This window comes from Pseudaquabacterium pictum, from assembly GCF_005403045.1.
Classification (GTDB): domain Bacteria; phylum Pseudomonadota; class Gammaproteobacteria; order Burkholderiales; family Burkholderiaceae_C; genus Pseudaquabacterium; species Pseudaquabacterium pictum.
In genome coordinates, this window is sequence record NZ_BJCL01000020.1 from 25,964 (window position 1) to 47,456 (window position 21,493).

24 protein-coding genes are annotated in these 21,493 nt (G+C 70.9%); 12 read left to right on the forward strand and 12 right to left on the reverse strand.

Annotation, left to right across the window (positions count from 1 at the left end):
- Nucleotides 1–14 precede the first annotated feature (14 nt).
- From FFT10_RS24365 to FFT10_RS24395, 7 genes are read left to right on the forward strand one after another with little or no spacing between them, the layout of a single operon-like run.
- Nucleotides 15–671, forward strand: coding sequence for a response regulator transcription factor (locus FFT10_RS24365; RefSeq protein WP_137735488.1), 657 nt, complete (start codon nucleotides 15–17; stop codon nucleotides 669–671).
- Nucleotides 671–3,946, forward strand: coding sequence for a transporter substrate-binding domain-containing protein (locus FFT10_RS24370; RefSeq protein ID WP_137735489.1), 3,276 nt, complete (start codon nucleotides 671–673; stop codon nucleotides 3,944–3,946). The genes FFT10_RS24365 and FFT10_RS24370 overlap by 1 nt, the downstream gene beginning before the upstream one ends.
- A gap of 40 nt (nucleotides 3,947–3,986) precedes the next feature.
- Nucleotides 3,987–4,964: a thiamine-phosphate kinase gene (gene thiL, locus FFT10_RS24375; RefSeq protein WP_174246146.1), complete on the forward strand. Its 978-nt coding sequence runs from the start codon at nucleotides 3,987–3,989 to the stop codon at nucleotides 4,962–4,964.
- The gene (locus FFT10_RS24380; RefSeq protein ID WP_137735490.1) at nucleotides 4,961–5,500 is read left to right on the forward strand and encodes a phosphatidylglycerophosphatase A family protein; all 540 of its coding nucleotides are present in this window, start codon (nucleotides 4,961–4,963) and stop codon (nucleotides 5,498–5,500) included. The genes thiL and FFT10_RS24380 overlap by 4 nt, the downstream gene beginning before the upstream one ends.
- Before the next feature lie 24 nt (nucleotides 5,501–5,524).
- Complete coding sequence (locus tag FFT10_RS24385) at nucleotides 5,525–6,031, forward strand: CinA family protein (protein WP_137735491.1); 507 nt, start codon at nucleotides 5,525–5,527, stop codon at nucleotides 6,029–6,031.
- Nucleotides 6,028–6,969, forward strand: a complete 942-nt coding sequence (locus FFT10_RS24390; RefSeq protein ID WP_137735492.1) for a 2-hydroxyacid dehydrogenase — start codon at nucleotides 6,028–6,030, stop codon at nucleotides 6,967–6,969. The genes FFT10_RS24385 and FFT10_RS24390 overlap by 4 nt, the downstream gene beginning before the upstream one ends.
- 30 nt (nucleotides 6,970–6,999) lie before the next feature.
- On the forward strand, nucleotides 7,000–7,524 hold the full coding sequence (locus tag FFT10_RS24395) for a YybH family protein (protein WP_137735493.1): 525 nt from the start codon (nucleotides 7,000–7,002) through the stop codon (nucleotides 7,522–7,524).
- Between the two features lie 4 nt (nucleotides 7,525–7,528).
- Here the strand turns inward: FFT10_RS24395 and holA are convergent, their stop codons facing one another.
- The 7 genes from holA to FFT10_RS24430 are packed head-to-tail and all read right to left on the reverse strand — an operon-like array spanning nucleotide 7,529 to nucleotide 14,363.
- Entirely contained in the window at nucleotides 7,529–8,635 is a 1,107-nt protein-coding gene (gene holA, locus FFT10_RS24400) for a DNA polymerase III subunit delta (RefSeq protein ID WP_137735494.1), read from the reverse strand.
- A gap of 13 nt (nucleotides 8,636–8,648) precedes the next feature.
- Complete coding sequence (locus FFT10_RS24405) at nucleotides 8,649–9,107, reverse strand: LPS-assembly lipoprotein LptE (RefSeq protein ID WP_228027292.1); 459 nt, start codon at nucleotides 9,105–9,107, stop codon at nucleotides 8,649–8,651.
- A 56-nt stretch (nucleotides 9,108–9,163) separates the two neighbouring features.
- Nucleotides 9,164–11,854: a leucine--tRNA ligase gene (leuS, locus tag FFT10_RS24410; RefSeq protein ID WP_137735495.1), complete on the reverse strand. Its 2,691-nt coding sequence runs from the start codon at nucleotides 11,852–11,854 to the stop codon at nucleotides 9,164–9,166.
- Between the two features lie 38 nt (nucleotides 11,855–11,892).
- Complete coding sequence (locus FFT10_RS24415) at nucleotides 11,893–12,324, reverse strand: ExbD/TolR family protein (protein ID WP_137735496.1); 432 nt, start codon at nucleotides 12,322–12,324, stop codon at nucleotides 11,893–11,895.
- 1 nt (nucleotide 12,325) lies between these two features.
- Nucleotides 12,326–12,997, reverse strand: coding sequence for a MotA/TolQ/ExbB proton channel family protein (locus FFT10_RS24420; protein WP_137735497.1), 672 nt, complete (start codon nucleotides 12,995–12,997; stop codon nucleotides 12,326–12,328).
- 8 nt (nucleotides 12,998–13,005) lie between these two features.
- On the reverse strand, nucleotides 13,006–13,809 hold the full coding sequence (dapB, locus tag FFT10_RS24425; RefSeq protein ID WP_137735498.1) for a 4-hydroxy-tetrahydrodipicolinate reductase: 804 nt from the start codon (nucleotides 13,807–13,809) through the stop codon (nucleotides 13,006–13,008).
- Nucleotides 13,806–14,363 carry an outer membrane protein assembly factor BamE gene (locus FFT10_RS24430; protein ID WP_228027293.1) on the reverse strand — a complete coding sequence of 186 codons (558 nt, stop codon included), beginning with the start codon at nucleotides 14,361–14,363 and terminating at the stop codon, nucleotides 13,806–13,808. Before FFT10_RS24430 ends, dapB begins: the two co-directional genes overlap by 4 nt.
- A 109-nt stretch (nucleotides 14,364–14,472) precedes the next feature.
- Between FFT10_RS24430 and fur the strand changes: the two genes are divergently transcribed.
- Nucleotides 14,473–14,925 carry a ferric iron uptake transcriptional regulator gene (gene fur, locus FFT10_RS24435; protein WP_137735500.1) on the forward strand — a complete coding sequence of 151 codons (453 nt, stop codon included), beginning with the start codon at nucleotides 14,473–14,475 and terminating at the stop codon, nucleotides 14,923–14,925.
- A gap of 13 nt (nucleotides 14,926–14,938) precedes the next feature.
- Here fur and hprK read toward each other — a convergent pair whose 3' ends face one another.
- From hprK to hpf, 3 genes are all read right to left on the reverse strand, one after another.
- On the reverse strand, nucleotides 14,939–15,892 hold the full coding sequence (hprK, locus tag FFT10_RS24440; protein WP_137735501.1) for an HPr(Ser) kinase/phosphatase: 954 nt from the start codon (nucleotides 15,890–15,892) through the stop codon (nucleotides 14,939–14,941).
- A gap of 34 nt (nucleotides 15,893–15,926) precedes the next feature.
- Nucleotides 15,927–16,397 carry a PTS sugar transporter subunit IIA gene (locus tag FFT10_RS24445; protein ID WP_137735502.1) on the reverse strand — a complete coding sequence of 157 codons (471 nt, stop codon included), beginning with the start codon at nucleotides 16,395–16,397 and terminating at the stop codon, nucleotides 15,927–15,929.
- 198 nt (nucleotides 16,398–16,595) lie between these two features.
- The gene (gene hpf / locus FFT10_RS24450) at nucleotides 16,596–16,937 is read right to left on the reverse strand and encodes a ribosome hibernation-promoting factor, HPF/YfiA family (protein ID WP_137735503.1); all 342 of its coding nucleotides are present in this window, start codon (nucleotides 16,935–16,937) and stop codon (nucleotides 16,596–16,598) included.
- Nucleotides 16,938–17,341: 404 nt separating this feature from the next.
- Here hpf and FFT10_RS24455 point away from each other — a divergent pair, with 404 nt between their 5' ends.
- The 4 genes from FFT10_RS24455 (at nucleotide 17,342) to FFT10_RS24470 (ending at nucleotide 20,255) form a co-directional block, all read left to right on the forward strand.
- Nucleotides 17,342–17,968 carry a response regulator gene (locus FFT10_RS24455; RefSeq protein ID WP_137735537.1) on the forward strand — a complete coding sequence of 209 codons (627 nt, stop codon included), beginning with the start codon at nucleotides 17,342–17,344 and terminating at the stop codon, nucleotides 17,966–17,968.
- Between the two features lie 145 nt (nucleotides 17,969–18,113).
- Nucleotides 18,114–18,485 (forward strand): response regulator transcription factor, encoded by a 372-nt coding sequence (locus FFT10_RS24460; protein WP_137735504.1) that lies wholly within the window; start codon nucleotides 18,114–18,116, stop codon nucleotides 18,483–18,485.
- Between the two features lie 209 nt (nucleotides 18,486–18,694).
- Complete coding sequence (corA, locus tag FFT10_RS24465) at nucleotides 18,695–19,657, forward strand: magnesium/cobalt transporter CorA (protein ID WP_137735505.1); 963 nt, start codon at nucleotides 18,695–18,697, stop codon at nucleotides 19,655–19,657.
- Nucleotides 19,658–19,787: 130 nt separating this feature from the next.
- Nucleotides 19,788–20,255 (forward strand): energy transducer TonB family protein, encoded by a 468-nt coding sequence (locus tag FFT10_RS24470; protein WP_228027294.1) that lies wholly within the window; start codon nucleotides 19,788–19,790, stop codon nucleotides 20,253–20,255.
- A gap of 4 nt (nucleotides 20,256–20,259) precedes the next feature.
- On the opposite strand, the gene FFT10_RS24475 is transcribed toward FFT10_RS24470, so the two are convergent.
- Nucleotides 20,260–20,694 carry a nuclear transport factor 2 family protein gene (locus tag FFT10_RS24475; RefSeq protein ID WP_137735539.1) on the reverse strand — a complete coding sequence of 145 codons (435 nt, stop codon included), beginning with the start codon at nucleotides 20,692–20,694 and terminating at the stop codon, nucleotides 20,260–20,262.
- 10 nt (nucleotides 20,695–20,704) lie between these two features.
- Nucleotides 20,705–21,490 carry an SDR family NAD(P)-dependent oxidoreductase gene (locus tag FFT10_RS24480; RefSeq protein WP_137735506.1) on the reverse strand — a complete coding sequence of 262 codons (786 nt, stop codon included), beginning with the start codon at nucleotides 21,488–21,490 and terminating at the stop codon, nucleotides 20,705–20,707.
- Nucleotides 21,491–21,493 lie beyond the last annotated feature (3 nt).

Consider the following 21,493-nt stretch of genomic DNA (forward strand, 5'->3'; position numbering starts at 1 on the left):
TGGATACTCCGGCCATGGCCTCCACAGCAGCACCGCCATTGGGGATTCCGGTTGTCTACCTGGTCGACGACGAGTCGGTGGTCCGTGATGCCCTGGCCTGGCTGCTGCGCTCGCGCCGCCTGCTGTCCGAAGGATTCGGCCATGCCGAGGCCTTCGAGGCCTTCCTCGCCACCCGCGACCTGACGGCCTGGCCCGATGCCCCGTCCTGCCTGCTGCTGGATGTGCGCATGCCCGGCACCAGCGGCCTGGTGCTGTTCGAGCGGCTGGTCGAGCGCGGGCTGACCACGGCGCTGCCGGTGATCTTCCTCACCGGCCATGGCGACGTGCCCACCGCGGTGGCCGCGGTCAAGCGCGGCGCCTTCGACTTCGTCGAGAAGCCGTTCTCCGACAACGCCCTGGTCGACCGGGTGGTGCAGGCGCTGGAGGTCAGCGGCCAGGCCATCGTCCGCCGGCGCGCGCGGCTGGCGGTGCAGCGCGCGCTGGCCGAGCTGACCGACCGCGAGCGCGAGGTGATGGAGCGGGTGGTCGCCGGCCTGGCCAACAAGCTGATCGCCGACGCGCTGGACATCAGCGTGCGCACGGTGGAGGTGCACCGTGCCCGCCTGTTCGAGAAGATGAACGTGCGTTCGGCGGTGGAACTGGCCAATCTGCTGCGCGAGCAGGCGCCGTGATGCGCAGGGCAGTCGGGGCGCTGCTGGCGGCCTGGCTGCTGTGGATGTGCGCAGCGGCTGCCCTCGCGCAGGCGGCCGGCGGGCCCTACCGCTTCCGCCAGGCGCCGCAGCCGGGCATCGTCACCCCGGCCTCCGACCTGCTCGATGCCAAGGAGCAGGCCTTCCTGGCCAGCCTGCCGCCGCTGCGCGTGGGCCTGAACCTGCCGGACAACCGGCCCTACGAGGTGATCGCCGACAACGGCGAGATCTCCGGCATCCAGGTGGAGATCCTCACCCGGCTGGCGCAATCCCTGGGCCTGCGGCTGGAGCCGGTGGTGCTGCCCGACTTCCCCAGCACCCTGGCCGCGCTGCGCGAGCGCCGCATCGACCTGATGACCACCGTGGGCTACGAGCCCGCGCGCGAGGCCTACATGGCCTACACCCTCGGCACCGCCCCCAATCCCGGCGCCCTGATCGGCCGCCAGGCCGACAACCGGCTCAGCACCGAGCCCTCGCTCAATGGCCGGCGGGTGGCCATCGAGCGCGGCTATGTCACCCGCTACTACCTGCAGCGGCTCTACCCCGACGCGCTGATCACCGAGCACCCCGACACCGCCGAGGCCCTGCGCGCGGTGGCCCTGGGCGAGGACGACTACTACTTCGGCAGCCTGCTGATGGCGCTGGACCGGCTGCAGCGCGAGGGCATCGGCGGCCTCGGCGTCAAGCGGTCGATCGTCTATGCCACCGGGCAGATGCACTTCGGCGTGCGCAGCGACTGGCCGCTGCTGGCCAGCGCACTGAGCAAGGGCGTGGCGGCGATGCGGCCGTCGCCGATGCCGTCGCTGCAGGCGGCCCTCAGCAACCTGGGCCAGCAGGCCGGCAACGTGCCGCGCTTGCTGCCCTTGCCGCCAGAGGAGCAGGCCCAGCTCGCCGGCCGCAGCGTGCTGCGGGTGGGCGCGGTGCGCGGCCTCACCCTGCTGAACGAGGCCACGGCCAGCGGCGGCCATGCCGGCATCGCCGCCGACTACACCGCCGAGGTCGCCGCCCGCCTGGGCACGGCGATCGACGTCGTGCCCTTCGACAGCGTGGCCGACATGCTGGACGCGCTGCGCGCCGGCCGCATCCACCTGGTGCCCTTCCTCACCCGCACGCCGGCGCGGGCGCGCGAATTCAGCTTCTCCGACCCCTACCTGGAGATGCCCTACCAGATCGTCGCCCGCAGCGACGCACCGCTGTACTGGGACCTGAACAGCCTGCGCGGCAAGCGGCTGGCGCTGGCCGCCCAGCACCCGCTGCGCGACCTGCTGGCCGAGCGCTATGCCGACATCCGCATCGTCGACGCGCCCTCCGGCCAGGCCGCGATGGACATGGTGGCCGCCGGTGATGCCGATGCCGCGGTCGAGGCCAAGCTGTACGCCAACCTGCGCATCCACAGCGACAACAACGGCGTGCTGCGCCAGGTGGCACGGGTCGACGAGCTGCCGGCGCAGTTCCACTTCGCCACCTCGGTGGCGTCGGCGGCGCTGGTGCCGCTGATCAACCGCGCGCTGGCCGACATTCCGCCGGCCGAGCGCGAGCGCATGATGCGCCGCTGGGTGGCGGTGGACGTGGTGCCCGGCTTCCCCTGGCGGCGCTGGCTGCCGCTGATGGTGACCGCCGGCGTGGCCCTGCTGCTGCTGGCCGCCGCCAGCGCCTGGTGGATGCGCCGGCTGTCGAAGGAGGTGGCCCAGCGCCGCCAGGCCGAGCAGCGCCTGCTGGCGGTGGCCAACAGCCTGCCCGGCGTGGTGTTCCAGTACATCGCCAGTGCCGACGGCAAGCTGCTGCAGCGCTATGTCAGCGACGCGGTCGACACCTTCCTGGGCCCCGGCCTGCGCGACGTGCCCAGCCTGTTCGAGGCGGTGGCCCTGCGCGCCCCGGCGCCGCAGGCCGCCCGGCTGCGCGCGGCGCGGGCCGAATGCCTGGCCACCCGCCAGCCATTCAAGCAGACGGCGCACTACAACCACCCGCTGCACGGCCCGCGCTGGCTGCACTGCGAGGCGGTGGCCCGCACGCTGGAGGGCGGCCGCATCGCCTGGACCGGCTATGTGGTCGATGTGTCGAGTGAGCGGGCGCTGCAGGCCGAGCTGGTGGATGCGGTGCAGGCCAAGAACCTGTTCGTCGCCAGCGCCAGCCATGAGCTGCGCGCGCCGCTGCAGGCCATCACCCTGGCACTGGCGCGACTGGGCCAGGGCCCGCTGGACGAGGCCCAGCGCCTGCTGTGGCAGATGGCGCAGCAGGCCTCGGGCACCCTGGTGCAGCTGATCGACGACGTGCTCGACCTGGCCCACTATGAATCGGGCCGGCTCACGCTGCAGCCCGCCAGCGTGGCGCTGGTGCCGCTGCTGCAGCAGATCGTCGAGCCGCACCGGCTGGCGGCCCAGGCCCGCGGCCTGGTGCTGCAGCTGCAGCTGTCGCCCGCGCTGCCGGCCCAGGCCAGTGTGGACGCGCTGCGGCTGCGCCAGCTGCTGGCCAACCTGGTCGGCAATGCGGTGAAGTACACCCCGGCCGGCCAGGTGCTGGTCAGCGCGGTGCTGGACGGCGAGACCGTGGCCGACGCGCCCGACGCCGCCACCCCGGTGGCCAACGGCTGGCTGCGGCTGACGGTGCGGGACACCGGCGTGGGCATCGCGCCCGAGCGGCAGCCGCTGCTGTTCACCCCGTTCAGCAGCGCCCAGGGTCTGGCCAGCCTGCCCGCCGGCGAGCGCAGCCACGGCCTGGGCCTGGCCATCTGCAAGCGCCTGGCCGAGGCGATGCAGGGCGAGATCAGCCTGCGCAGCCAGCCCGGCCAGGGCACCGAGGTGGTGGTGCGCCTGCCCCTGCTGACCGCGGCCACCACCGCGCCCGAAGCACTGCCGCTGCCCGCTGCCGGCGGGACCGCCGACCTGGTGCTGCTGGTGGACGACGATGCGCTGTCGCGCCTCCTGCTGGCCGAGCTGCTGCGCTCGGCCGGTTACCGGGTGACCGAGGCGGCCGATGCGGCCGAAGCGCTGGCACAGTGGCGCGGCCAGCCGGTGGCCGCAGTGATCAGCGACCGCCACATGCCGGGCGACGATGGGCCCACGTTGCTGCAACGCATCACCGACGAGGCCCGCGCCGCCGGCCGGCCGCCGCCGGGCCGCATCCTGTGCACCGGCCACCCGGGTGATGCCGCCGCGCTGGGCGTCGACCTGGTGCTGGAGAAGCCGGTCACGCTGGCCGCACTGCACCGGGCGCTGCTGGCCGCCGGCGTGCACCCGGCGGCCCCGGTCAGCGCCTGAGGCCCGGCACGCCCGGCCGGGTCGGCCACAATCACCGGCCATGGCCCTGGGCGAATTCGACCTGATCCAGAAGTACTTCACCCGCCCCACGCCGCAGGCGGTGCTGGGCGTGGGCGACGACTGCGCGCTGCTGCAGCCCGCCGCCGGCATGCAGTGGGCCATCTCCAGCGACATGCTGGTCGAGGGTCGGCACTTCCTGTCGACGGTGCGGCCTGAGCGGCTGGGCCACAAGGCGCTGGCCGTCAACCTGAGCGACCTGGCCGCCTGCGGCGCGAAGCCGGTGGCCTTCACCCTGGCGCTGGCGCTGCCGCGGGTGGACGAGGCCTTCCTGGCCGGCCTGGCCCAGGGCCTGTTCGATCTGGCCGACGCGCACGGCATTGGCCTGGTGGGCGGCGACACCACCGCCGGGCCGCTGAACCTCTGCATCACCGTCTTCGGCGAGGTGCCGCCCGGCCAGGCGCTGCGGCGCGATGGCGCCCGCGCGGGGGATGCGCTGTGGGTCAGCCACCCGCTGCACGGCGGCCTGGGCGATGCGCGGCTGGCGCTGGAGGCCTTCCGCGGCCATGTCAGCCTGGATGGTGCCGATTTCGAGGCGGTGCGCACGGCCATGGAGCAGCCGCAGCCGCGGGTGGCACTGGGCCTGGGCCTGCGCGGCCTGGCCACCGCGGCCATCGATGTCAGCGACGGCCTGGTCGGCGACCTGCGCCATGTGCTGCGCCGCTCGGGCGTGGGCGCCGAGATCGGGCTGGCCGATCTGCCCATCGGCCCGGTGCTGGCACGCCAGCCGCAGCAGCAGCAATGGCAGTGCTGCCTGGCCGGTGGTGACGACTACGAGCTGCTGTTCACCGCGCCGCCGGCGGCCGGTGCCGCGGTGCAGGCCGCGGCGGCCGCGGCCGGTGTCGGCGCGCGCTGCATCGGCCGCCTGACCGCCGAACCCGGCCTGCGTCTGCTGGACGCCCAGGGCCGTGCGGTGCCGCTGCAGCTGCAGGGCTTCGACCACTTCGCGGCGGGCGCATGACGGCCGCTGCCCCCACCGCGCCGATTCGGCCCACCGCCCGCTTCATGCGCGGCCACCTGGCGCACTGGGTGGCGCTGGGCTTCGGCAGCGGCCTGTCGCGCTGGGCGCCGGGCACGGTGGGCACGCTGTGGGCCTGGGCCGCCTTCGTGGTGGCCGACCGCTGGCTGACCAGCGCGCAGTGGGGCTGGGTCATCGCCGGCGGCCTGCTGCTGGGCTGGTGGGCCTGCACCCGCACGGCGCAGCACCTGGGCACGGCCGACCCCGGCGCCATCGTCTGGGACGAGGTGCTGGCCTTCTGGCTGATCCTCTGGCTGGTGATGCCCACCGGCCTGCTGGGCCAGGCCGTGGCCTTCGGCCTGTTCCGTTACTTCGATGCCGCCAAGCCCGGCCCGGTGCGCTGGGCCGACCGGCTCTACAAGCTGCGCCCCGGCCAGGCCATCGGCTGGCGCCAGGGCTGGGGCATCCTGTTCGACGACCTGGTGGCGGCGCTGTGCACGCTGCTGGTGATCGCGCTGTGGCTGCGGCTGACTGTCTGAGCTGACTGGCTGAGGAACAACCCGATGTCCGACCCCATCCCCACCCTGGTACATGCCCTGGCGGACGCGCTGCGCCAGCGCGGCCAGATGATCGCCACCGCCGAGAGCTGCACCGGCGGCCTGATCGCCGGTGCCTGCACCGACCTGGCCGGCTCCAGCGACTGGTTCGAGCGTGGCATCGTCAGTTACAGCAACGCCGCCAAGACCGAGCTGCTGGGCGTGCCGGCGGATCTGATCGGCGCCCATGGCGCGGTCAGCGAGCCGGTGGCCCTGGCCATGGCCGCGGGTGTGCTGCAGCGCTCGCACGCGCAGCGGGCGGTGGCCGTCACCGGCGTGGCCGGGCCCGGCGGCGGCACGGCCACCAAGCCGGTGGGCCTGGTGTGGCTGGCCTGGGCGCAGCGCGGGGCGGATGGCGCCATCACCAGCCGCGCCGTGGCGCAGCACTTTCCCGGCGACCGCGCGGCGGTGCGCCAGGCCACCATCGCCTGCGCACTGCAGGGCCTGATCGACGACCTGGCGGTGCCCGCATGAACCTGCTGCTGACCGGCAACTTCGACGCCGCCGAGCGCGACGCCTGGGCCTCCGCGCTGCGCCAGGCGCTGCCCGGCCACCGCCTGTGCCTGGCCCGCGGCGAAGCGGCCGATGACCAGATCGATGCCGCCATCGTGGCCAATCCGCCGCCCGGCCAGCTGCAGGGCCTGCCGCGGCTGCGGCTGATCCAGAGCCTGTGGGCCGGCGTCGACCGCCTGCTGGCCGATGCCACGCTGCCGGCCGGCGTGCCCATCGCCCGCATGGTCGATCCGGCGATGAATGCGGCGATGGCCGAAACCGCGCTGTGGGCCACGCTGGCGCTGCACCGCGGCTTCTTCGGCTATGCCCGCCAGCAGAAGGCGGCGGTGTGGCAGCAGCACCCGCAGCGCCGGGCCGACGAGGTGCCGGTGCTGGTGCTGGGCCTGGGCCAGATGGGCCGCACCTCGGCGCTGCGGCTGCAGCAGCAGGGCTACCCGGTGGCCGCCTGGCGCCGCGGCGCCGGCACAGCCGCACCGCCGGGCGTGCAGGTGCACACCGGCACCGACGGCCTGCACACGGCGCTGGCCGGCGCCCAGGTGGTGATCAACCTGCTGCCGTTGACGCCCGACACCCGCGGCTTGCTGGATGCATCGCTGCTGGCCCGCCTGCCGCATGGCGCTGGCCTGGTGAACCTGGCGCGTGGCGCCCACCTGGTCGATGCCGACCTGCTGGCCGCGCTGGCCAGTGGCCAGGTCGGCCATGCGGTGCTGGATGTGTTCCACACCGAGCCGCTGCCGGCCGACCATGCGTTCTGGGCCCACCCGCAGGTGACGCTGCTGCCGCATGTGGCCGCGCAGACCGACGAGCGCAGCGCCGCCGCGGTGGTGGCCGCCAACATCCGCGCGCTGGCCGACGGTGCGCCGCTGGCCCACCTGGTGCAGCGCGACGCCGGTTACTGAATCCCGCCTTCCTCACCCCACGGAGCTTGCATGGCTGTCCTGTCCCGTTCCCTGATCGCCACGGCGCTGGCCGCGGTCACCACACTGACGAGTGCCCAGACCACGCCGCCGCAGCGCGACGCTGCCACGCTGGCGCGCGAGGAGGCGGCCATCAAGGCTGCCCGCATTGCCCAGACCCAGGCCATGGCGGTGGACGATCTGGACAAGGTGGTCACCTGGTGGGTGCCCGACATCACCATCCGACGCGCCCTGGGCCAGCCGGTGGAGGGCGCCGAGGCCGCACGCAAGCTGCTGGTGCCGCCGGCCAATCCGTCGCCCAACCGGCTGATCTACCAGCGCGAGCCGGTGTCGGTGCAGGTCAGCCCGAACTGGCCGCTGGCCTACGAGGAGGGCCGCTGGTCGGGCCACCCGGGCAGCGTGGCCAATGCGCCGATGCTGGGCGGCCGCTACTCGGCGCAGTGGGTGCTGCGTGACGGCAAGTGGCTGATCCGCAGCGAGGTGTTCGTGGCGCTGACCTGCAGCGGCGCGGGCTGCACCTTCCCCGCTGCACCCTGACGCGTCAGGCTTCCAGCGCCAGGCGCGGGCCCGCACGCAGCAGCGGCGCCTTGCCGCGCGGCGCGGGCGGGCTGGCCACGGCTTGCACCAGCAGCAGCACCAGGTGGCGCAGGGCATCCCAGGCGTCCAGCGGCCACAGCGGGTGCTTCAAGCCCTTGACCACACCGTCGCAGATGCTGGCGGCCTCCACCAGGTGGGCCAGCTGGTGCTCGGCCAGCAGCGGCAGCACACGTTCATACAGCCGCTGCTTGACGCCCCAGACCCGGCCTTCCTGGAAGGCGACCGGCAGCGGCTTGCCCTGGGCCAGCGCGTCCTTCACCCGCTTCAGCCCGGCGATGGTGTCGGCCACATGCCAGTGCACCAGCACCGCGGCCTCGCCTTCGGCGCGCAGGCCGTCCAGCATGCGCAGCACGCGGGCGGTCTGGCCGGCCAGCACCGCATCGCACAGCTTGCTCACGTCGTAGCGGGCCACGTTCAGCACCGCGGCTTCCACCTGCTCGAAGGCCAGCGTGCCAGCGGGGTACAGCAGGGCCAGCTTCTGCAGCTCTTGATGGGCGGCCAGCAGGTTGCCTTCCACCCGGTCGGCAAAGAAGGCCAGGGTCTGCTGGCCGGCGTCGCCCTCGGCCACCCGCTGGCCCTGGGCGGCCAGGCGCTGGGCGATCCAGGTGGGCAGCTGGCGGCGGTCGACCGGCAGCACCTCGATCGTGGGGCCGGCCTGCGACAGCGCGCCGAACCAGGCGCCCTGCTGTTGCTGGCGGTCGAGCTTGGGCAGGTGCACGATGGTCAGCACGTCGTCCGACAGGTGGCCGCAGTAGCGCTGCAGCGCCTCGCTGCCGTCCTTGCCCGGCTTGCCGCTGGGAATGCGGATCTCGATGAGCTGCCGCTCGGCGAACAGGCTCATCGCCTGCGCCGCGCCCAGCAGGCCCGACCAGTCGAAATGCTGGCCGCTGACGGTGAACACCTTGCGCTCGACAAAACCCGCCGCGCGGGCGGCCGTGCGGATGGCGTCACCCGCCTCCTGCGCCAGCAGCGGCTCGTCGCCGTGGATGGTGTAGACCGGCTGCAGCCCGCGGGCCAGGTGCTGGGGCAGTTGCTCCGCGCGCACTTGCATGGGGTGGCTCCGGTCAGGGGCGGGCCTGGGCCAGCCGGCGCAGCACCTGCTGCACGATGTCGTCCTGCATGGCGGTCAGCAGCTCGGCTTCCTCCTGCGCCTTGGCCAGGGCGAAGCTCTCGCTGTAGCTCATGTCGCGGGTCAGCAGCAGTTCGTTGGCAGGCACCAGCTCGCGTCCGCCGGGCGAGACCACGCGGAACTCGAAGCGCACCCGCAGCTGCAGTTCACGCACCTGGCCGGCGGCAGTGGACGCGACCACGCTGCGCTCACGCTTGTCGGTGATGGATTGCAGCACCACCTCGGCCTGGCCGGGGGTGTCGACCACCTGGGCGGCGTCGGCGAGGCGCTGGCGCAGGCTGCCGGCCAGCGGCGAATCGGCCACGAAGCCGGTCAGCGCGATGCGGCGGAAGGGCAGCGGCGGCGTCTGCCGCAGGGCGAAGCCGCAGCCGCCCAGCAAGGCGGCTCCGCCCACGGCAGCCAGGGCGGCCAGGAGGCGTCGGCGTGCGTGACTGTGCACCATGCAGCCGGTCAGACCACCACGTTGACCAGCCGGCCCGGCACCACGATCACCTTCTTCGCCGCCTTGCCCTCGCTGAACTTGGCGAACTCGGGCGAGGCCAGCGCAGCCGCCTCGATGGCAGCCTTGTCGGCCGCCGCCGGCACACTGAGCGCGCCGCGGGTCTTGCCGCTGATCTGCAGCACCAGGCTGATCTGGTCCTGCACCAGGGCGGCCTCGTCGACCGCAGGCCAGGGCGCATCCAGCAGGTCGCCCACGGCCTGGGCGAAGCCGAGTTCGGCCCACAGCGCATGGGTGATGTGCGGGCAGGCCGGGTACAGAGCGCGCAGCAGCACCGACATGCCTTCGCACAGCGTGGCGGTGTCGCCGTCGCTGCCGTCCGCCTTGAAGCCTTCCAGCGCATTCAGCAGCTTCATGCAGCCCGACACCACGGTGTTGTACTGCATGCGGTCGAAGTCATGGCTCACCTGGCGCAGCACCAGGTGCACCTCGCGGCGCAGCGTGGCGGCCTCGGGGCGCAGCGTGGCGCCGCTCAGGTTGCTGCTGGTCGCACGCTGCAGCAGCGCGGCGTTCTTCGCGCCGAAACCCCACACCCGCTTGAGGAATCGGTGCGCGCCTTCCACGCCGGCGTCGTTCCACTCCAGCGTCTGTTCGGGCGGGCTGGCGAACATCACGAACAGCCGGGCGGTGTCGGCGCCGTACTGGTCGATCAGGGCCTGCGGGTCGACACCGTTGTTCTTGGACTTGGACATCGTGCCCACGCCCTCGTAGTCGACCAGGCTGCCGTCGGCCTTGACGCGGGCCTGGGTCACCTTGCCGGCGTCATCACGGATGTCTTCCACCTCGTGCGGCCAGAAGTACTCGATGCCGCCCTTGTCGCTGCGCCGGCTGTAGATGTGGTTGAGCACCATGCCCTGGGTCAGCAGCTTGGTGAACGGCTCGGACACCTTGACCAGGCCCAGGTCGCGCATCACCTTGGTCCAGAAGCGGGCGTACAGCAGGTGCAGGATGGCGTGCTCGATGCCACCGATGTACTGGTCCATGCCAGGGTGGCCCGCGGTGTCCCCCATCCAGTACTGCGTGCCGTCGGCCACCATCGCCTCGGCGTTGGTGGGGTCGCAGTAGCGCATGAAGTACCACGACGAATCGACGAAGGTGTCCAGCGTGTCGGTCTCGCGCCGCGACGGCTTGCCGCAGACGGGGCAGGGCACGTTCAGGAAGTCGGCGCGCTTGTTCAGCGGGTTGCCGCTGCCGTCGGGGATGCAGTCTTCGGGCAGCACCACCGGCAGGTCCTTCTCGGGCACCGGCACCGCGCCGTGGTCGTCGCAGTGGATGATCGGGATCGGCGTGCCCCAGTAGCGCTGGCGGCTCACGCCCCAGTCGCGCAGGCGCCAGGTGGTCTTCTTCTCGCCCAGGGCCTTGGCCGCCAGCAGCTCGGCCACTTTGGACACTGCCGCCTTGTGCGGCAGGCCGTCGAGCACGCCGGAGTTGACGCACACCGCACGCTGCTTGTCGCCGTACCAGTCGGCCCAGGCGTCGGTGCTGAAGGTCTCGCCGTCGGCCGCCACCACCTGCTGGATGGCCAGGCCGTACTTCCGGGCGAAGGCGAAGTCGCGCTCGTCATGCGCCGGCACGCCCATCACCGCGCCGTCGCCGTAGCCCATCAGCACGTAGTTGCCCACCCACACGTCCACGGCCGCACCGGTCAGCGGGTGTGTCACCGTCAGGCCGGTGGCCACGCCCTTCTTGTCCTGCGTGGCCAGCTCGGCCTCGGTGGTGCCGCCCTGGGCGCACTCGGCGATGAAGGCGGCCACGGCGGGGTTGGACGCCGCGGCATGCGCGGCCAGCGGATGCTCGGGCGCCACGGCGCAGAAGGTCACGCCCATGATGGTGTCGGCGCGGGTGGTGAACACCCACATGCGCCCATCGCCGATCAGCGCGCCATCCGCACCACGGATGTCGTGGGTGAAGGCGAAGCGCACGCCCTCGCTCTTGCCGATCCAGTTCTCCTGCATCAGCCGCACCCGCTCGGGCCAGCCGGCCAGGTACTGCGGGTCGTCGGGGTTGTTCACCGCCGACAGCAGCTCTTCGGCGTACTGGGTGATCTTCAGGTAGTAGCCGGGGATCTCGCGCTTCTCGACCACCGCGCCGCTGCGCCAGCCCTTGCCGTCGATCACCTGCTCGTTGGCCAGCACCGTCTGGTCGACCGGATCCCAGTTCACCACCTGGGTGCGGCGCTCGGCGATGCCGGCTTCCAGCATCTTCAGGAACAGCCACTGGTTCCACTTGTAGTACTGCGGCGTGCAGGTGGCGACCTCGCGGCTCCAATCGATGGCCAGGCCCATGGCCTGCATCTGGCCCTTCATGTGGGCGATGTTCGAGTAGGTCCACGCAGCCGGTGGCACCTTGTTCTTCATCGCCGCGTTCTCGGCCGGCAGGCCGAAGGCGTCCCAGCCCATGGGCATCAGCACGTTCATGCCCTTCATGCGCAGCTGGCGCGCGAGCATGTCGTTGATGGTGTAGTTGCGCACATGGCCCATGTGCAGCTTGCCGCTGGGGTAGGGCAGCATCGAGCAGGCGTAGAACTTCGGCTTGCTCTGGTCCTCGGTCACGCGGTAGGCGTTGTGGCCGTTCCACAGCGGCTGCGCCCAGTGGGCATGGGCCGCGGCTTCCACCTCGGCGGGGGCGTATTTCTCGTTCATCCCTTCATTGTAGAAGGGGGGTCTGCGGGCAGATGCCGCTATTTGGCCGATGGCGCGGCCGCGACCTCGGTGACAAAGCCCACGCGGTTCAGCCCGCCCGCCTGCACCAGGCCGATCAGCTCGGCGATGCGGCCGAAGGGCACGGCCTGGTCGGCGCGCAGCTGCACCTCGGTGGCCGGGTTGCGGCGGGCGCTGTCGCGCACCTTGGCCTGCAGCTGTTCTGGGGTGACGGGTTCATCGCCCCAGAACAGCTGGCCGCCGGCATCCACCGCCACGGCGACGAACAGCGGCGCATCGGTGGGCGTGGCGCCGTCGGCCTTGGGCAGATCGAGCCGCAGGCTGCTGCTCATCAGCGGTGCGGTGATGATGAAGATCACCAGCAGCACCAGCATCACGTCGATCAACGGCGTCATGTTGATCTCGCTCATCGGCTGCGATGCGCCAGGGCGCTGCAGGCGGCCGAAGGCCATGTCAGCCGGCCTGGCGGGCGCCGGCGCCCGCCGCATCGAGGGCCATCTCGCGCAGGTCATGCGCAAAGCCTTCCAGCGCGGCCTCGCAGGACGCGACCCACTGGCCGAACAGGTTGTAGGCCAGCACCGCAGGGATGGCCACTGCCAGGCCGGCTGCGGTCATCACCAGCGCCTCGCCCACCGGGCCCGAGACCTTGTCGATGGTCAGCGAGCCGGCCGCCGAGATGCTGATCAGTGCGTGGTAGATGCCCCACACCGTGCCGAACAGGCCGATGAACGGCGCGGTGCTGCCGATCGACGCCAGCAGCACCTGGCCGAAGCGCAGGTGGGCCAGGCTGCGCTGCAGCGCATCACGCAGGCGGCGCGTCAGTTGCGAGCCGAGTGCGGCCTGGGTGGCCAGGGTGCCGGCCGGCTCGGCCAGCAGGCCGGCGTCCAGCATCGGCAGCAGCACCTGTTCACGGTCCAGCGCGGCCAGGCGGGTGCGGCCGGCGGCCAGGGTGTCGGCCGACCAGAAGGCGGCCACCGCACGGTCGATGTCGCGGCGCGCGCGCTGCAACACCCAGCCCTTCCAGAAAATCAGCACCCAGGCGCTGACCGACATGGCCAGCAGCAGCACCACCACCGTGCGGCCGATGGCGTCGTTCTCGTGCCAGAACTGCAGCAGGCCTTGCATGCCCAGGCTCAGGCCAGGCCGAGCACGTCGTTCATGTCGAACAGGCCGGTGGCGTGCCCCGCCAGGAAGCGTGCGGCCCGCAGGCTGCCCTGGGCATAGCCGGCGCGGCTGCTGCTCTTGTGGCTGATCTCGATGCGCTCGCCGGTGCCGGCGAACAGCACGGTGTGGTCGCCGATGATGTCGCCGCCGCGGATGGCCGAGAAGCCGATGGTCGACGGATCCCGCTCGCCGGTGACGCCTTCGCGCGCATAGACCGCGCAGTCCTTCAGGTCGCGCCCCAGCGCGGCGGCCAGCACTTCGCCCATCTGCAGTGCGGTGCCGCTGGGTGCATCCACCTTGTGGCGGTGGTGGGCTTCGATCACCTCGATGTCGTAGCCCTGGCTCAGCGCCCGGGCAGCCTGGTCCAGCAACTTCAGCACCACGTTGACGCCCACGCTCATGTTGGGCGCGAACACCACCGCCGTGTGCGCGGCATGGGCGGTGATGGCGGCCTTCTGCTCGGGCGAGAAGCCAGTGGTGCCGATCACTGCCTTGACGCCCAGCCGGCGGCAGGCCGCCAGATGCGCCAGCGTGCCGGCGGGCCGGGTGAAGTCGATCAGCACCTGGGCGTTGGCCAGGCCGGCGTCCAGGTCGCTGGTGATGGCCACGCCGGTGTGGCGTCCGGCAAAGGCGCCGGCATCCTGGCCCAGGGCCGGGCTGTCGGCGACGTCGAGCGCGCCAGCCAGTTGCAGGTCGGGCGCAGCCAGCACCGCCTCGACCAGCATGCGGCCCATGCGGCCGGACGCACCGGCAATCGCGATGCGCAGCGTCATGGTTCCAGCGGCGGGTAGCTGCGCACGGCACCCATCGGAACGGTGGGCTCGGGCGCGGCTGCCGGTGGCTTGGGCAGGGCCTTGATCTGCTCGTCGGTCAACGCGATCGGCTGGGTGCGCTGGCCTTTCAGCGGTCGGCTGATGGCGGCGACGAAGTCACGCTCGGTCGGCAGGTCCTTGGCTTCCAGCCGCTCCAGCTTGTCCTCCTTGAAGAAGGCGACCACGTCGCGGCGTTGCGGTGGCGTGCCTTGGCGCCGGATGGTGAAGATGTAGTCCCAGCGGTCGGCGTGGAACGGGTCGGTCAGCATCGGCGAGCCGAGGATGTCGCGCACCTGGGCCCGGGTCATGCCCGGTTGCACCCGCGCCGCCAGCTCCTGGGTCACCACATTGCCCTGCACGATGTCCATGCGGTAGGGCGTGACCACACCCAGGAAGCTCTCGCCCGACTGCAGCGAGGGCAGGGCGGGCAGGTAGGCGCAGGCGCCCAGGGCCAGGGGCAGGCCGGCCAGGCCGGCCAGGCGGAGGATGCGGCGAAGAGGGGCGGATGTGCTCAAGGTGCCTGCCGTAGACGGGGTGCAGCTGGGGTGCAGCCGGGGTGTTGCCACGGCGCGCTGGGCGCCGCCGGCCGGGCTGGATATCATCGAACGATTCTATCCACCCACCATGCCGACCCGCGCCGACCCCTCCCAGTCCCACGCCGACGAGCTCAAGAGCAGCGGCCTGAAGGCCACGCTGCCGCGCATCAAGATCCTCGAGGTCTTCCAGCGCACGTCGCAGCGGCACATGACGGCCGAGGATGTGTTCAAGGCCTTGCTGATGGAAGGCGCCGACATCGGCCTGGCCACGGTGTACCGGGTGCTGATGCAGTTCGAGCAGGCTGGCCTGCTGTCGCGCAGCCACTTCGAATCCGGCAAGTCGGTGTTCGAGCTCAACGAGGGCCAGCACCACGACCACCTGGTCTGCCTGACCTGCGGCCGGGTGGAGGAGTTCTACGACCCCGAGATCGAGCAGCGCCAGCGGGCCGTCGCCCAGGCCCACGGCTTCGACCTGCAGGACCACGCGCTGTCGCTGTACGCGGTGTGCACCAAGCCCGCCTGCCCGCACAAGGGCAAGTGAGCGCGCCGGCGGCTCACTCGTCGGGCTGCTGCATCGCGCGCTGGTGGCGCTCGATGAATTCCTGGTAGGTGTCGATGCCGCGCAGCTGCAGGATGGTGTTGCGCACCGCTGCCTCCACCAGCACCGCCAGGTTGCGGCCGGCATCCACCGTGATCACCACCTTGCGGATGCCGATGCCGAGAATGTCCTCGTACAGCGGCTCGTAGGGCAGGCGTTCGAACTCGCGCTCCATCGTCTCCTTGCGCACCAGGTGCACGATGAGCTTCAGGCGCATCTTGCGGCGCACCGCCGTCTCGCCAAAGATCGCCTTGATGTCGAGCAGGCCAATGCCGCGCACTTCCAGCAGGTTCAGCAGCAGGTCGGGGCAGCGGCCCTCTAGCGCGCTCTGGCTGATCTTGTAGAGGTCGACCGCATCGTCGGCCACCAGGCCGTGGCCACGGCTGATCAGCTCCAGCCCCAGCTCGCTCTTGCCCAGGCCGCTCTCGCCCGTCAGCAGCACGCCCAGCCCCAGGATGTCCATGAACACGCCATGGCGGGTGATGCGGTCGGCGAACAGCTGCGCCAGGTAGGCGCGCACGATGTCGATCACCTGGCCGGCGGATTCGCTGGTGACGAACAGCGGGATCTCGGCACGGTCGCACATCGCCACCAGGCGGTCGGGCGGCGTCACGCCGTCGGCGGCGATCAGCACCGGCGGCTCCAGCGTGACGATGCGCGAGATGCGGCGCTCCTGGTCCTCGGGGCTGTTCTCGGAGAGGTACTTGACCTCGCGCCAGCCGACGATCTGGACCCGGTAGGGGTGCACATAGTTCAGGTAGCCGACCAGGTCGGCGGCTGACTGCGCATCGCGCACCGCCGCGTCGTCGAAGCGGCGCTCGGGGTGTGCGTGGCCAGCGATCCAGGCCCAGCGCAGCAACTCGCGGTGGGCTTCGAACAGCGCCTCGGCGCTGATCGAGGTCGGCTTCAAGCGGTGGCCCCGGGCAGCACGGCAGCGTGGCGGCTCAGGCCACCGACTTCAGCGGCGCCCAGTCGGCGATCAGCTTGTGCAGCGCCACGGCGGTCTCGGCGGTCTTCATGCGCTCGCGCAGGTCGCGGTCGGACAACAGCTCGGCGATCTCCGACAGGATCTCCAGGTGCCGCTGCGTCGCCGCCTCGGGCACCAGCAGGAAGATCAGCAGGCCCACCGGCTCGTCGTCGGGCGCGTCGAACGGGATCGGCTGCTGCACGCGGATGACCGCCGCCAGCGGGTTCTTCAGGCCCTTGATGCGGCCGTGCGGGATCGCCACGGCATGGCCCAGACCGGTGGAGCCCAGGCGTTCGCGTGCGAACAGGTTGTCGGTGACGGTGGCCCGCGCAATGGCGTGCTGGTTCTCGAACAGCAGACCGGCGTGCTCGAAGGCGCGCTTCTTGCTGGTGGCATCCACATCCACCATCACATTGGCGACGGGCAGGATGGCGGCGAGACGGTTCATGGCGTTCCCCCCGCATCGCGCCGGTTCTTGGCTGGCGCCATCACGGGTCCTGTGACTGAAAAATGATTATAGAAACGCATTGCTGCACCGCAATGTAGACACCACCCTCGACTGCGGGATGTTGCCAATCCGCTTCAAATCATGCAGATGTGAACAAAACGGCCCCCGCAGGGGCCGTCGGTTGCAGAGGTGGACGGCCTAGACCACGCCAGCATCCAGGCGCTTGGCGGCCGGGTGGTGGTGGTCCTGCAGTTTGTCCTTGTGCTTGACGACCTGGCGGTCGAGCTTGTCCATCAACTGGTCGATGGCGGCGTACAGATCCTCATGCGACTGCTCCACGAAGATGTCCTTGCCCTTGGCATGCAACGTCACTTCGGCCTTCTGCCGTCGTTCCTTCTCCTTCAGCTTTTCCACTGTCAGCAGAACACTGATGTCGACCACCTGGTCGAAGTGCCTTGTGACCCGATCCAGCTTGGTGAGCACGTACTCACGAAGCGCCGGAGTGACATCCAGATGGTGTCCGCTGATCGTCAGGTTCATCAGAGCGTCCTTTCAAAAAGGGTTTCTCGGAGCAGGACGGTGTGCAGGCACTTCGCCGACGCAGCACGGAGCGCCCACCGTCCGAGCCCAGTGTGCGCCCGATGTCAGGGCGATGACAAGGGGTGACTGGGCGCCATGGGCGGTGCTTTTGAGAGGTTCAGCACAATCTGCAAGCTTGACAATTTCGCCGTGTCCCTGGTGTCCTGTCAGATGTGACATCCGTGTTTTCCTAGGGGTGCCCCCTCACCCGATGGGTTAAACAGGGTAAAGTGAAAAAAAGTGGCGGCTCGTGCCGGGTGCGTGCAAGTGGGCGCTCCTGGCCGGGCCGCAGTCGATCCCCACGTTCCTGCATGCCTTGCCCGGCAGGCGGGGCGGCCTCCAAGCCCGGTCTGGCCGGCAGCGTGATGCGCAAGAACCCCACCAACGACGACGTCCTGTCCACCCGCGAAGCCGCCGAGCAGTTGGGTGTTGCCTTGCGAACCGTGCAGTTGTGGGTGGAAAGCGGTGTGTTGCCAGCATGGAAGACGGCCGGCGGCCACCGCCGCATCTCCCGCATCGCCGTCGAGCGGCTGATCGGCGAGCGCCGTGCAGCGCTGTCGGGCGACACCCAGCCTGCCCCGTTGGCGCCAGGCGGGGAAGCCCGTCTGCGGGTGATGGTGGTCGAGGACGAGCCGGAGCTGCTGCGCCTGTTCATGATGGTGATCGCCGGCTGGGACCTGCCCATCGACGTGACCCCGGCCTCCGACGGCTTCGAGGCCCTGTTGCGCATGGGTCAGCAATGCCCCGACCTGCTGGTCACCGACCTGAACATGCCGGGCATGGACGGCTTCAAGATGATCCAGTCGCTGCGCGGCGTCGGTCCGGCCTACGACGACATGGAGATCGTCGTCGTCACCGCCTTGTCCGAGGCCGACATCGCCCAGCGCGGCGGCCTGCCGGCGCAGGTGCGGGTGTTCCACAAGCCGGTGCCGTTCGACGAGCTCGAAGCGCTGGTGCGCGACCGCGTCGCCGCGCTGGCCTCGGTGGCCTGATCGCCCGCCAGGGCTGGGCCAGCCGCCGGCCCGTGGTGGCCGTTGCACCGGCCGGCCATTTCCGGTCTTCGGCCAGGTGCAATCCGCCTGACAATGTGGCGTGGGGTTGCCGGCCGAAGGCTGCCGGCCCCGGGGAGCCCTTGCCATGAAACGCGTGCTGATCGTCGAAGACCAGGCTGACATCCGGAAGCTGATCCGGATGACGCTGGAGTTCGAGCCCTACGAGATCCACGAGGCTGCCAACGGCACGGACGGCCTGCAACTGGCCGTCTCGGTGCAGCCGGACCTGATCCTGCTCGACGTGATGATGCCCGGCGAGCTCGATGGCCTGCAGGTGTGCGCCCGCGTGCGCGCGCTGCCGGCGCTGCAGGGCACCCGGGTGGTGCTGCTCACCGCCCGCGGGCAGACCCAGGACCGCGATGCCGGCCAGGAAGCAGGGGCCGACGAGTACCTGATCAAGCCCTTCAGCCCGCTGCAGCTGATCGAGACCATCGAGCGGCTGATGCCTGCGGCCTGAGCCTGCCGCACCGGCAGGCTGCCAGGGTGCCGATGCCATAATCATCGGCTGATCCACTCGGAGCACCACGTTGGACCCCAGTCACCCTCGGTGACCGTCCACGCCAGGCCAGACCTGGGGTGAGGCGGTCGCAGACACACGTCATCCCCCAGCCTTCCACGGCCGCCCGTGCCCTTCGGCATGCAGGCCGCCGCGTCCTGGAGAGCGCCATGCTCAACGTCTTCACACTGGCCCAAGGCAGGCTGGTGCAGCATGAAATCGACAGCCCCGACACCCTGGCCCAGGCGGCGCCGGTGTGGGTGGACCTGGAAGCGCCGTCGCCGATGGAAAAGGGCTGGATCAGCGCCCGCTTCGGCCTGCACATCCCCGACGACATCGTCGACGACGACCTCGAGGAATCGGCCCGCTTCTACGAGGAGGACAACGGCGAGCTGCACATCCGCTCCGACTTCCTGATCGACGACGACGTGACGCCGCGCAACGTGCGGGTGGCCTTCATCCTGAAGGACGGCGTGCTGTTTTCGGTGCACGGCGAGGACCTGCCGGTGTTCCGCCTGCTGCGGCTGCGGGCGCGCCGCATCCCGGCGCTGATCGGCGACGCCAAGGATGTGCTGCTGAAGCTGTACGACGCCGATGCCGAGTACTCGGCCGACGCGCTGGAGGGCATCTACGACAGTCTGGAGAAGGTGAGCGCCCGGGTGCTGAAGCAGGACGTGGACGACCGCGCCGCCGGCGACGCGCTGAGCGCCATCGCCAAGGAGGAAGACCTGAACGGCCGCATCCGCCGCAACGTGATGGACACCCGCCGGGCGGTGAGCTTCATGATGCGCAGCCGGCTGCTGAATGCCGAGCAGTTCGAGGAGGCGCGCCAGATCATGCGCGACATCGATTCGCTGGACAGCCACACCGCCTTCCTGTTCGACAAGATCAACTTCCTGATGGATGCCACCGTCGGCTTCATCAACATCAACCAGAACAAGATCATCAAGATCTTCTCGGTGGCCAGCGTGGCGCTGCTGCCGCCCACGCTGATCGCCAGCATCTACGGCATGAACTTCCAGCACATGCCCGAGCTGCAGCACCCCTGGGGCTACCCGTTTGCGCTGGGGCTGATGGTGGCCTCGGTGGCGGCGCCGTTCATCTACTTCCGGCGCAAGGGCTGGCTGCGCTGACGGCCTGGCCGTCCGTGAAGGGTTGCATGCGCGCCACAGCCGATGCGGCTGCCGCGGTTTCGGCGGCAGGTGGCTGTGCTAGCGTGCGGCCGGTTGTCCGTATTGCCGGGCGCTGCACTCCTGTCTGACCATGCTGCCAATCGCCCCCCCGCTCCTGCGCACGCTGCGCACCCTGTTGCTGCTGGCCGCCGGCGGTGTGGCCGGGGTCGCCCAGGCCCAGTTCGCGATGGTGCCTTCACCGCTGGCGGCAGCGGGTGCCCCCAGCGAGGCCGACACCGACCAGGTCTACAAGCTGGAGGCCGCCAAGCATCTGTATGCCAGCTATCCGATGCGGGTGTTCAAGGGCCGCATGCCGCCGCTGCTGTACGGCGTGATGATCGTCGACACCGAAATCGACGCGCAGGGCCAGATCGTGGATGTGCGGGTGCGCCGGCCGCCGGCCGCGCCCGAGGTCGGCCCCTGGGTGGTGGCGATGATCCGCAAGGCGGGGCCGTTCCCGGCGCCGGCCAAGCTGGGCAAGGCGGTTTACACCGACATCTGGCTGGTGCACAAGAGCGGCAATTTCCAGCTCGACACGCTGACCGAAGGTCAGAACTGAAGCTTCATCCGCCGGCGCGCTTCTTCAGCCAGCGCATCAGGACGCCCAGCACGGGCAGCTTCTCGTACAGCTCCTCGGCCGCATCCCAGTAGTCGCGGTGCGATTGCACCTGGCCGGCGGCATTGAAGCGGATGTGGCTGCCACCGTGGATCGCCACGGCCGCCGCGCCGGCGCCGCGGGTGCGGAAGGTGAAATCCCAGGTGAGGAACAGCGCGTCGCCGTCGGCCACGATCTCCAGCACCTGGAAGCGCGGGTGGTCCAGCGTGCGGAACATGTGGCTGAAGATGCGGGCGATCGCGGCCACGCCCTGCACCTCGTTGAACGGGTCCTTGAAGCGGGCGTCGTCGGCATAGACGCCGCGCAGCGCCGGCAGGTCGGCTGGCGTCAGGGTCTCGTACAGCGCCACCACCCGCTGCACCCGCGGGTCGGCATGGCGCATGGCGGCCGGCTCAGACACGCACGGCGCGGCGGATGGCGCCGAAGTACATGCCGTCGGGCATCGGCCGCAGGGCCTTGAGCATGCGGGTGAAGCGCTTGGGGAAGTGGATCTCGAACTCGCCGGCCTCCCAGCCCGCGACGATGGCCAGCGCGGCATCCTCCGGGCTCATCAGCGCCGGCATCTTGAAGCTGTTCTGCGCGGTCAGCGGCGTCTCGACGAAGCCGGGGTTGATCAGCGACACGCCCACGCCGCGGGCATGCAGGTCCAGGTACAGCACCTCGGACAGGTTGATCAGCGCGGCCTTGGTGGGGCCGTAGGCCAGCGCATTGGGCAGGCCGCGGTAGCCGGCCACGCTGGCCACCAGGCTCAGGTGCGCCGGCGTGCCGGCGGCGGCTTGCCGCAGCAGCGTGGGCAGCACCGCATCCAGCATGTTCAGCGCGCCCACGTAGTTGATCTGCTGGTGGCGCACCGCGTCGGCCAGGTCGAAGCTGGTGGCCTGCATCGCGTGGTAGTGGCCGGCGCAGTACAGCGCCAGGTCGATGCGGCCGTCCTCGGCCAGCAGCTGGGTGGCGGCGGCGCGCACGGCGCCAGCATCGGTGGCATCCAGCGGCAGAGCGCGGGCGCCGGGGTGGTCGGCAACGAAGCTGTCCAGCGCCGGCAGGCCGCGCGCCGACACCGTGACCTTGGCGCCCAGCGCATGCAGCCGGGCCGCGGTGGCGCGGCCGATGCCGGTGGAGGCGCCCACCAGCCAGACATGCTGGCTGCGCCAGTCGGTGATGCGGGGATTCAGGGCCATCGT

Coding starts and splice junctions, on each gene's coding strand:
- hpf (WP_137735503.1), bottom strand. CDS start 16,937: ATGAACCTGACGATCAGCGGACACCATCTGGATGTCACTCCGGCGCTT.
- FFT10_RS24380 (WP_137735490.1), top strand. CDS start 4,961: ATGACGGCCGCTGCCCCCACCGCGCCGATTCGGCCCACCGCCCGCTTC.
- FFT10_RS24385 (WP_137735491.1), top strand. CDS start 5,525: ATGTCCGACCCCATCCCCACCCTGGTACATGCCCTGGCGGACGCGCTG.
- FFT10_RS24460 (WP_137735504.1), top strand. CDS start 18,114: ATGAAACGCGTGCTGATCGTCGAAGACCAGGCTGACATCCGGAAGCTG.
- FFT10_RS24475 (WP_137735539.1), bottom strand. CDS start 20,694: ATGCGCCATGCCGACCCGCGGGTGCAGCGGGTGGTGGCGCTGTACGAG.
- thiL (WP_174246146.1), top strand. CDS start 3,987: ATGGCCCTGGGCGAATTCGACCTGATCCAGAAGTACTTCACCCGCCCC.
- FFT10_RS24420 (WP_137735497.1), bottom strand. CDS start 12,997: ATGCAAGGCCTGCTGCAGTTCTGGCACGAGAACGACGCCATCGGCCGC.
- FFT10_RS24395 (WP_137735493.1), top strand. CDS start 7,000: ATGGCTGTCCTGTCCCGTTCCCTGATCGCCACGGCGCTGGCCGCGGTC.
- leuS (WP_137735495.1), bottom strand. CDS start 11,854: ATGAACGAGAAATACGCCCCCGCCGAGGTGGAAGCCGCGGCCCATGCC.
- FFT10_RS24370 (WP_137735489.1), top strand. CDS start 671: ATGCGCAGGGCAGTCGGGGCGCTGCTGGCGGCCTGGCTGCTGTGGATG.
- dapB (WP_137735498.1), bottom strand. CDS start 13,809: ATGACGCTGCGCATCGCGATTGCCGGTGCGTCCGGCCGCATGGGCCGC.
- FFT10_RS24455 (WP_137735537.1), top strand. CDS start 17,342: ATGCGCAAGAACCCCACCAACGACGACGTCCTGTCCACCCGCGAAGCC.
- holA (WP_137735494.1), bottom strand. CDS start 8,635: ATGCAAGTGCGCGCGGAGCAACTGCCCCAGCACCTGGCCCGCGGGCTG.
- corA (WP_137735505.1), top strand. CDS start 18,695: ATGCTCAACGTCTTCACACTGGCCCAAGGCAGGCTGGTGCAGCATGAA.
- FFT10_RS24415 (WP_137735496.1), bottom strand. CDS start 12,324: ATGGCCTTCGGCCGCCTGCAGCGCCCTGGCGCATCGCAGCCGATGAGC.
- FFT10_RS24390 (WP_137735492.1), top strand. CDS start 6,028: ATGAACCTGCTGCTGACCGGCAACTTCGACGCCGCCGAGCGCGACGCC.
- FFT10_RS24365 (WP_137735488.1), top strand. CDS start 15: ATGGCCTCCACAGCAGCACCGCCATTGGGGATTCCGGTTGTCTACCTG.
- FFT10_RS24445 (WP_137735502.1), bottom strand. CDS start 16,397: ATGAACCGTCTCGCCGCCATCCTGCCCGTCGCCAATGTGATGGTGGAT.
- fur (WP_137735500.1), top strand. CDS start 14,473: ATGCCGACCCGCGCCGACCCCTCCCAGTCCCACGCCGACGAGCTCAAG.
- FFT10_RS24470 (WP_228027294.1), top strand. CDS start 19,788: ATGCTGCCAATCGCCCCCCCGCTCCTGCGCACGCTGCGCACCCTGTTG.
- FFT10_RS24480 (WP_137735506.1), bottom strand. CDS start 21,490: ATGGCCCTGAATCCCCGCATCACCGACTGGCGCAGCCAGCATGTCTGG.